The organism is Streptomyces sp. NPDC026417, from assembly GCF_055567695.1.
On the sequence record NZ_JBVHPY010000067.1, the window covers coordinates 1 to 8,503 of the forward strand.

Below are 8,503 nucleotides of genomic sequence, written 5' to 3' on the forward strand. Positions count from 1 at the left end.
GCCACCCCCGCAACTACCTGGCGTTTCTCGGACTCGCCGCCGCCCTCTGCTGCTACAAGAGGCTCCTCCGCCTCACCACATAGGACACCGTCTTAATTCTTCCGTCGCAGGCCGATGGCGCGGAAGATGCGGGGCTGGTGGTGCTGAGGCCGGCAGACTCCGCGGCAGTGTCCGATGACGTTCTCGGTCATCTGTACGTGACTCACCGGTTGTCCCTGGTGCGGTTGGCCGTGTTGCTGGTGGGTGATCAGGCGACGGCCGAGGATGTGGTGCAGGACGCGTTCGCTGCAGTATGCCGTAGGTGGCGGGCGCTGGATGGCGTCACTAGCGCCGTGCCCTATCTGCGGCGGGCGGTGGTCAATCGTGCCCGGTCGGTGCTGCGCCGGCGCCGGGTGGCTGACGCGTTCCGCCCCGTTCGGCAGCATCATGAGCACTCGGCGGAGGATGCAGTCCTGCTGGCCATCGAGCACCGCCAACTGCTGGCGGCGATGCATCTGCTGGGCCCCCGGCAGCGGGAGATCTTGGTGTTGCGGTGCTGGGCGGGGCTGTCGGAGGCGGAGATCGCCGAAACGATGGGCATCTCCAAGGGCGCTGTGAAATCGATGGCCCACCGGTCTCTGGTCGCGTTGCGCAAGCGTCTGGAGAGCTGACCGTCTCTCCTTCCCGGGGAGATGGTCACGGAGAAATCTGGATGATGAGGCAACCTTGTGCGGCTTCGCGCGTGTAGAGGGTGAGTGCTGGAGCCTCAGGGAGGAATCCGATGGAACCGCAGCAGGGCAAGATGGCCGCGCTAGAGGAGCAGCTGCGGGCCGCGCTGGTCGCACGGTCGGCGCTGGTGACCGCCCGGTCACTGCGTCCGTATACGCCTTCCCGGCCGGTGCGTATGGTGTGGCAGTGGCCGCGGCCGCTGCTGGCTGTGGGTGCGGTAGCTGCCGCTTTCTTCATGGTCGTCACCGCAGTCGCCTTCCTGCACCGTCCGGCTGAGCGGGACCTGCCGGCGGCTGCCTCCGGCCGGGTCCACCTGCAGGGACTGAGTTTCCAGGTCCCCCGCGGCTGGACGGTCTGGCAGCCCGAGCCCGGTATCCAGGCTTGTCTCCAGCCGCCCGGCGTCCCGCACGACATCGACCACTGCTTGGCTACCGGCATTCAGCTTGCCACCCAGACCGGGGATCAAAGCGGCAGCCTGGAGGACAACGACTGGCCCCGCACCTGGTTGGACTGCGGACGGACGAGTGAACCTCTCGGACGAGATCACAGACAGCCGCCTGGTCGCCCGGGCTGCCGTGCCGGTCTCCGGCCAGCAGGCCACCTACCGAGCCTGGCAGGTGACCTGTCACAACGGCCAGCAGTTCACCGCCCGCCTGTGGTGGATTCCCCGCCACCAGCTCAGCATCCGGGCCTTGCACCTCAACGCCCGCGAGGCACCCCTGGCTGAGGCACTCGTATCCACGATCATGCTGCGCTGAGCCGTCCTCGCAGCGCATCGGAGACAAGGCAGAAGATTTTTTCTCGTCCCAGGCAACCTTTGCGCGGAAGGTGCGTATATCTCTCGGAATCGCCGCAGCGATCCCGGACCGGCGCATCCGCCGAGCCCGCAATGATGATCACCGGCAGAGACCTGCGCGCCCACCCTCCCTTGTGAATGAGGTTCACCATGACTTCCCGCCCCCGCGGCCTGGTCGCCGCCGCGCTGCTGACCGCGGCGCTGGCCACCCTGCCCGCCTGCGCTGGCAAAACCCCCGCTGGCGCCTCTTCCGCCGCGCAGACCACTACACCGCCCGAGGCGGCCTCCAGCGCCAGCCCCCAGCAGGCTGCCGGAGCGACCAACTCCCCCGCCCCGCAGACATCACAGGACACCACGCAAACGCAAACCACTGGGACCACCGTCGACAGCACCCCTTCCTGCCGCAGCCTCGTTGCCACATCTGCTGTGAAGTCAGCGGTGACCGACGCCTACCGGCACAAATTCCCGACCTTTCACCACATCAAGCCGACGCCCGGCAGCTTCTACTACGGCCAGTGCGGCACCACCCGCTACGCCGGTACAACATTCACGCTGACGAAGGGCCACACGGAAAAAGAGGAGGTCGCGATGCAGGACGAAGGAGCCACCATGAAGTACTTCTCCGGTTCCGCCGGCCACTGGTCCTTCATTGCCTCCGGCTCAATGGACCACTCCCAGGGCTGCGGTGCGGTCAAGGCCATCCCGGCGCAGATGGCAGGTCTTTGGGCTGGCTGCCGGGGAAGGTGATCGGCGCGACGGTTCGCGCCGTAGACCGATTACATAGTTGCGCCCCGAGGTCGAGCATGGCGGCTGCGCACCGTGTGTGCCCGCTATAAGCCGCAGCCAAGGAAGCGAAAAGACAGCGGCCTGTGTCATCCGGTTCGTGATGGGCGGGGTTTAGGAGAGTGGAGAGGCGCCCTCCACCCTGCTCGTTCTAATCCGCAAGGAGTTCCATCCATGACCCGGATCAAGAAGTATGTGGCGGCCGCGGCGGTGGCGGCCGCGGCGGTAGGGGCGCCCACGATGGCCCAAGCCCTCGCGTCTCCTACTAAGACCACGGTTGCGGCCGCTAGTAACACCAAGGCAACCACGTCGGCAAAAGCTGCAAAGACCGCGTCGTCGGTGCGGGTGGTGGCGCCGGGTGAGCGGGTGCAGGCCGCGCCGAAGGTGCAGCTGTGGCTAACCAAGAACGGCAAGCACTGGTCCATCCCCGCCCAGGCCCACCAGTTCCGCAGTGTCATCGACGGCAACGTGGACTTGAACCGGCCCGGGGTGAGCCTGCAGTCCGAGCCGGTCGAAGGCCATTACTTCCTGTCTGGCGTCTACCACGGCAAGGGCGATGCGACCAGCGTGAAGGTTGTCACCGACAAGGGCACGGTAACCGGTCGCATCATCCACCTGGCCGGCCAGCCCGGATGGGGCGCCTGGTACGCCACGAGCCCGCTGCCCACCGGACCCAAGAGCAAAAACTTCAAGCACAACTTCGTCCACAGCGTCACGGTCCAGGACACCACAGGCCACACCATCGCCACCCTCACCCTCCCCTAACTGGTAAGCCTGCGTCGCCCATCGATTCTCCCCACCGGCCGCTGCTCACCCTTCCGAGCAGCGAACCTCACAGTGTTCTGTCCATTCACCGGTCGACCGGCCCCATCTCACACCCGAGGCTTCCGCATGCCCCGGTTCTTACATCAGTCCGCGCGACAGCCGCAGCATCGTCGAGTGCACGAGTGTCCCGTCGTCTTCTGATTCGGACGGGAGCCGAAATCATCCACCATGGAGCCCACCGGAGTGCCATGATGCACAACCCCGCCAGACAGCAGAATACGAAATCACTCCCTTTCACCACGCGAGCTCTGGGCGAGAGAGCCACCATTGGCTTGCTTGGCCTCATACGCAGGGCCGCCAATGATGTCGCCGTCAGACTGGCTGTCTGGGCTGACGATCCGAGGAATCACGAAGAATCCCTGTCTCTCCGGAGCACCTTGTCGGCACTCCCCACGCAAGAGCCGTCCGGCAGATAATGCAAAGCGAACTCACCAACGGTCGGCACAGCAGCCGCGCCAGACCTGACTACCGGGATGCCCCGGGCCTCCCTGGCCAGTGTCCCGATCATTGCCCCGCTGGCATGCAGCCCAGTGTGGACGCGACAGCCGCTTCGGTCCCCGTCCCAGCACAATGGGCTGGCCAGGCTGCTCAGCTTCTGGTGGGCCCTGACGCGGATGCGCATGAGCCCGCAGGCAAGGTTGCGGGAAGCGGCGGGATGCTGCTGGCTTCGCTGGTGTCTCGCAGCACTGGTTTCCTGCGCAGCGCGATGGTAGTGGCAGTGTTGGGCACGGGACTTGCCGGGGATGCCTTCAGCGTGGCGAACACGCTGCCGAACATTGTGTTCATGCTGATGATCGGCGGGGCGCTGAACTCGGTGTTCGTCCCCGAACTGGTCCGCGCTGCCCAATACGCGGACGGTGGCACGGCGTTCACAGACCGGCTCGTTACGGCGTGCTTGATCCTGCTGCTGACCATATCGGCTGTCACGGTGCTAATGGCGTCATGGCTGGTGCACCTGTACGCGCCAACGTTCACCGGCGGCCAGTTGCAGGCAACGGTTGCCCTGGCCCGGTACTGCCTGCCGCAGATCTTCTTCTACGGGGTATTCACGGTGCTCGGTCAGATACTCAATGCGCGAGAGCGGTTCCGTGCGATGATGTGGGCCCCGGTGGCCAACAACCTGGTCGTCATCGGCGTTTTCGGCCTTTACCTGAACGTCGCAAACAAGGTCGACGATGCTGGTGAGATGACACCCGGGCAAGTGCTCCTGCTGGGAGCGGGCAGCACAGCAGGCATCGTGGTGCAGGCGCTGGTGCTGCTGCCGTCGCTACACAGGACCGGGTACCGGTGGTGTCCCCGATTCGACTGGCGGGGTGCGGGGCTGACGAGGCCACTGCGGGCCGCAGGCTGGGCTCTGCTGCTGATCGCGGTAACTCAGGCGGCATTCTGGGTCATCACAGTGCTGGGCACCGGGGTGAGCCAGCGTGCGGCCGCCGAAGGTGTGATGGTCGGGGCCGGTCTGACGGCGTACAACAACACCTACCAACTGTGGATCGTCCCACAGGGCATTCTCGTCGTCTCGCTGGCCACCGCCGCTCTCCCCTCGCTGACCCGCGCAGCCCAGGCCGGCGACTATGTGGAACTGACCGGTGGCCTGGCCCGCACCGTCCGGCACTCCGCAGGAGCGATCACGCTCGCCGCCCTGGCGTTCCTCGTGCTGGGCGAGCAGATGGCAGGGCTGGCGTACAGGTACGGGACGGTCACCAGCAGCGACGTGCAGGTTCTCGGCCAGATCCTGGCGGCCTTCGCGCTCGGCCTGCCCGCCTTCTGCGTGCAGTACACGCTCACCCGCGGCTTCTACGCCCTCGGCGACCCACGCACTCCAGTCCTGCTCGCCCTCCTTACTTCCGGCGTCAATGCAGCGCTGTCCGCCGCCGCTGTCCACACCCTCCCCGTGCGCTGGGCAACTGCGGGTATGGCCCTGGCCCACACTGTGGCCTGCCTGATCGGCGCCGCCACCACCGCCATCGTGCTTCACCGGCGCATCCATCGTCAGGCAGCCCTCGGAGATCGGCAGCCCCAATGGCTCGGCTCGACCTCGGCACTCAGCGACCTCGGCCAAGTCGGCATTCATCTACGGGTTGTGGTGGCGGGCCTGCCCGGTACCGCAGCCGCGGTTCTTACCGCGTCCTGGGCCCGCGCTCATCTCGGCAACGGCGTGGCGGGCAACCTCGCCGCTCTGACTGCCGGATGCCTGGTCCTGGTGCTGTCGCTGCTCCTGCTCGCCCGCCCGCTGCGCGTTACCGAAGCCGTCGCCCCGCTGCACCCGATCCTGCACCGGTTGCGCAGACTACGGGCCCGCGCCACCGCGGATTGAACCGTTCCGTCTTTCCTGCCGGCGTTTTGTGAGCCGGGTGATCAGTCCGCTCGTGTTTCTGTGTCAGCGTAGTGTGCGTGCCTCGTACTCGGTGGAGCTGATCATGTCCAGACTCGACTGCACCGACGGTTGTTGTACCACTCCACAATGCGGCGATGGCGTACTCGACGTCGGAGACGGTTCTCCACGGGCCGTCGTGGAAGACCGTGGTGCGGACGCACTCGGACTTGTAGAGGCCATTGATCGTCTCCATGAGCGCGTTGTCATAGGCGTCGCCGACGCTGCCGATCGAGGGGTGGATGCCTTCGATATGCAGGTGCTCGGTGAACCGCACGGACCTGTATTGCGACCCGGCGTCGCATGTGGTGGATCAACTGGCCCTGTGTGACGGGGATTCCTTCGTGCCTGCAGCGCCACAACGCCATCCTGAGCGGCGCGTCGACCAGCCCGACGTCCCGCCTGATAGATGCCTGCCAGGCGAAGATCTTCTGGGAGAAGCGGTCGACGAGGCGCCAGGATCGACCTTCGAGAGAGCGGATCCCCTGCCACCGCACCGCTCATACGGTTCGAAAACCCGCAGCCCCCAGGGCTCGAACCCGGCGGCGCAGGGTCAGAGATACCCGCACCGAGCCGTCGCGGTCAGCCTGAGGCCCGGTCGCCAGGTCGTCCGCCAGCTCCCACGGGGCGGCGAGATATGAGGGGACTACGGCGCGCTTTCCCAGGACACCCGGGCTCGCATCTCTTCGATGTGGGTGAGGCGGACTCCAGGCAGGGACGTGTGCAGATCGGTCCGGGCGGCGCGGATCGCAGACGCTTCAGGGCAGCACCAAGCAGTGATCACCGTACGGTGACTGGTCGGGCTGGGACCCCGCATGCATGTGGAGGACGTCGATAAGTTTGACGCGGTGGATCAACAGATCTTGGGTGAAGGATTACCGCTTTACGCAAGGAGGCGTTGTACGAGCCAGGTTGTGCGTGCCAAGGGCGCTGCCGGGCCGGTCGCGTTGCGGGCAGCAGCTGCTCACCACCTCAGCGATGCTATGGACGGCACAAGGCGTGGCCGCCTATGGCTGGCACCCGGCAGAGCCGACGCCCGGTCACGGCTGAACGGGCAGCCTCTCGCTGTCAGCTGTCGGGGAGCAGGCGGTTGATCGTGGACCGGGACACGCTCGTAATCTGCTGGACGCCGGTCCGTGTGAGATCAGTGCCGGTGACCGCCCAGGTGATCAGGGGGTTGCGCAGATCTCGGGCAGCCGCCCAACCAGCCAATAGTTCTCGTGCCATGGTCTGCGCGGCGCTCACGCCGGCGATCAGGTCGAGCGCGGCCGGCAGTTCCCATGCCGGGTGCATCGGATGAGTAGTCACGTTAGGGGCGGCGGCAAGCAGCTCCAGACGGCGCGCAGCCAGCTCGCCTCGTACCCGAGCCGCGATGAGCTGGGCCAGCGGCAGGCGCTCCCATTCGTAGGCGTCGCTGCGCCGAGCCTGTTCGATCTCTTGACGGGTGGCCTGAGCGAGCAGGTCCTCGCGGACGTAGTCCTCCAGTCGCCACATGTGCTCCTCGGCTGCCGTGGCCTCGGCGATCAGCCGGCTCAGCTGGGACTTCACCTCCCACACCGCAGCCAGGCACGCCAGGGCCCGGCCCCACGGGGTGATGCCGTCAGCTGCCGCGCGAGCGCGGTCGTCGGCCTCGCTTAGGACGACTTCGAGCTTGCACAGGGCCAAGCGGCGGTTCCGTCCATGAGATCCAGGCGGACCCCGTGAGCCTGCCAGATGCCGTGGCCCTCCGCCCACTGCTGCATGCCGGTCTGCTGGATGACGTACAGGCCGCTGCTGCGGGCCTCGGTGGTGACGTCCATGCGGAAACTCCAGGGGTTCGGGCGGCCAGATGTCATCGCGCAGGCGGGCGGCCAGGTCGACAAAGACGGTGTTCGGGGAGCAGGGAGTTGCATGTGCTCGCCGTCGGGGGCGGGCCCGATGCTTGATCGTGCGCGGCTCGCTGTCACCGGGGAGAACGGCTAGCCGACGATCACTCCCGAGTTCCGTACCGAACGATACACTTGGATGTATCGTTCGCTACACTTGAGGCCGAGGCGTGGGTCGCTATCCGGCCCCGAAGGTGGCCCGTCACCCGCGAATCGAGCAGGTCGGTACCAGTCGCACGGGCCTGACCATGGCTTTGCGCATGCGGGGTGAGGGTGGCCGGCCCCGGTCGAGTGTTCAGTGCTAGGTGGTACACGTGCGATGCCAACCGTTCGCTTCGTTTTCCCGCACGCCCGCATCCGGGCCCGTCGTACACGGACTTCGTGGACAGCATCGACTGCCCTGACGCGCCGCCGTCGGGCGCCTGGGTCACGTCCACTCTCCGGGTGCGCCCGTCGTGGGAGACCTCACGCCACATACGGCCGCGGTTGGAGATCATGCCGGTGGCCCGCGCCCAGTCATGGCCGCGCCGGCGCTCGAAATGCAGGGCCATTCACGGCCCGCGGCTGTCGATCGCTCGGTCGCCAGGGTCCCTCAATTGTCCGCACCCGCCACGCTGGATATAGGCCGTGGCGGTCGGAGCGGAGCCAAGCAGCAGTGCGGCGGCCGCGGCCACCGCGAAGATCGAATGACGCATACACGCCCAACCGCACGAAGACCATGGCCGGTCACGGGCCGGGGCTGCTGATCACCCTTATGTGCCTGAGGAACGCCAGATAAGTTCGGTGCGGGGTTGGGCTTGATCCGTTTTGACGGACATCTGAGATCAGGGGCTTCTGCCCCGGAAGGATGATGTTCATCATGGAGAGCATGGGGAAGAAGAAGCCGCGTCCTCGCCGCTCGTTCACGCCGCAGTTCAAGGCTGAGATCGTCGGGCTGTGCCGGCGAGGGGACCGCTCGGTGGGTCAGGTCGCCAAGGACTTCGACCTGACCGAGACAGCGGTTCGCGACTGGGTCCGCCAGGCCGAGATCGACGCCGGTGAGAAGGACGGCCTGACCAGCAGCGAACGCGAGGAACTGACGGCTCTGCGGCGGGAGAACCGCAGGCTGCGGGAGGACGTGGAGGTCCTCAAGCGGGCAACGGCTTTCTTCGC

8 protein-coding genes and 1 pseudogene are annotated in these 8,503 nt (G+C 66.5%); 6 read left to right on the forward strand and 3 right to left on the reverse strand.

Annotation, left to right across the window (positions count from 1 at the left end):
* Window positions 1-167: 167 nt before the first annotated feature.
* The 5 genes from ACZ4NT_RS38205 (at window position 168) to murJ (ending at window position 5,429) form a co-directional block, all read left to right on the forward strand.
* Window positions 168-650, forward strand: a complete 483-nt coding sequence (locus ACZ4NT_RS38205; protein ID WP_467730013.1) for an RNA polymerase sigma factor — start codon at window positions 168-170, stop codon at window positions 648-650.
* A 582-nt stretch (window positions 651-1,232) separates the two neighbouring features.
* Window positions 1,233-1,466 (forward strand): hypothetical protein, encoded by a 234-nt coding sequence (locus ACZ4NT_RS38210; protein ID WP_467730015.1) that lies wholly within the window; start codon window positions 1,233-1,235, stop codon window positions 1,464-1,466.
* Window positions 1,467-1,654: 188 nt separating this feature from the next.
* Complete coding sequence (locus tag ACZ4NT_RS38215; RefSeq protein WP_467730017.1) at window positions 1,655-2,251, forward strand: hypothetical protein; 597 nt, start codon at window positions 1,655-1,657, stop codon at window positions 2,249-2,251.
* A gap of 210 nt (window positions 2,252-2,461) precedes the next feature.
* Window positions 2,462-3,052 carry a hypothetical protein gene (locus ACZ4NT_RS38220; protein ID WP_467730019.1) on the forward strand — a complete coding sequence of 197 codons (591 nt, stop codon included), beginning with the start codon at window positions 2,462-2,464 and terminating at the stop codon, window positions 3,050-3,052.
* Between the two features lie 715 nt (window positions 3,053-3,767).
* The gene (gene murJ / locus ACZ4NT_RS38225) at window positions 3,768-5,429 is read left to right on the forward strand and encodes a murein biosynthesis integral membrane protein MurJ (RefSeq protein WP_467730021.1); all 1,662 of its coding nucleotides are present in this window, start codon (window positions 3,768-3,770) and stop codon (window positions 5,427-5,429) included.
* A 63-nt stretch (window positions 5,430-5,492) separates the two neighbouring features.
* Here the strand turns inward: murJ and ACZ4NT_RS38230 are convergent.
* The 3 genes and pseudogenes from ACZ4NT_RS38230 to ACZ4NT_RS38240 all read right to left on the reverse strand — a co-directional run.
* A pseudogene (locus ACZ4NT_RS38230) lies at window positions 5,493-5,938 on the reverse strand (transposase); the annotation flags it as partial.
* Window positions 5,939-6,554: 616 nt separating this feature from the next.
* Complete coding sequence (locus ACZ4NT_RS38235) at window positions 6,555-7,151, reverse strand: hypothetical protein (RefSeq protein ID WP_467730023.1); 597 nt, start codon at window positions 7,149-7,151, stop codon at window positions 6,555-6,557.
* Complete coding sequence (locus ACZ4NT_RS38240) at window positions 7,121-7,285, reverse strand: hypothetical protein (RefSeq protein WP_467730025.1); 165 nt, start codon at window positions 7,283-7,285, stop codon at window positions 7,121-7,123. The genes ACZ4NT_RS38235 and ACZ4NT_RS38240 overlap by 31 nt, the downstream gene beginning before the upstream one ends.
* A 925-nt stretch (window positions 7,286-8,210) precedes the next feature.
* Between ACZ4NT_RS38240 and ACZ4NT_RS38245 the strand changes: the two genes are divergently transcribed.
* Window positions 8,211-8,503: transposase (locus ACZ4NT_RS38245; protein WP_467730027.1), on the forward strand; the 293-nt coding region annotated here is incomplete at its 3' end.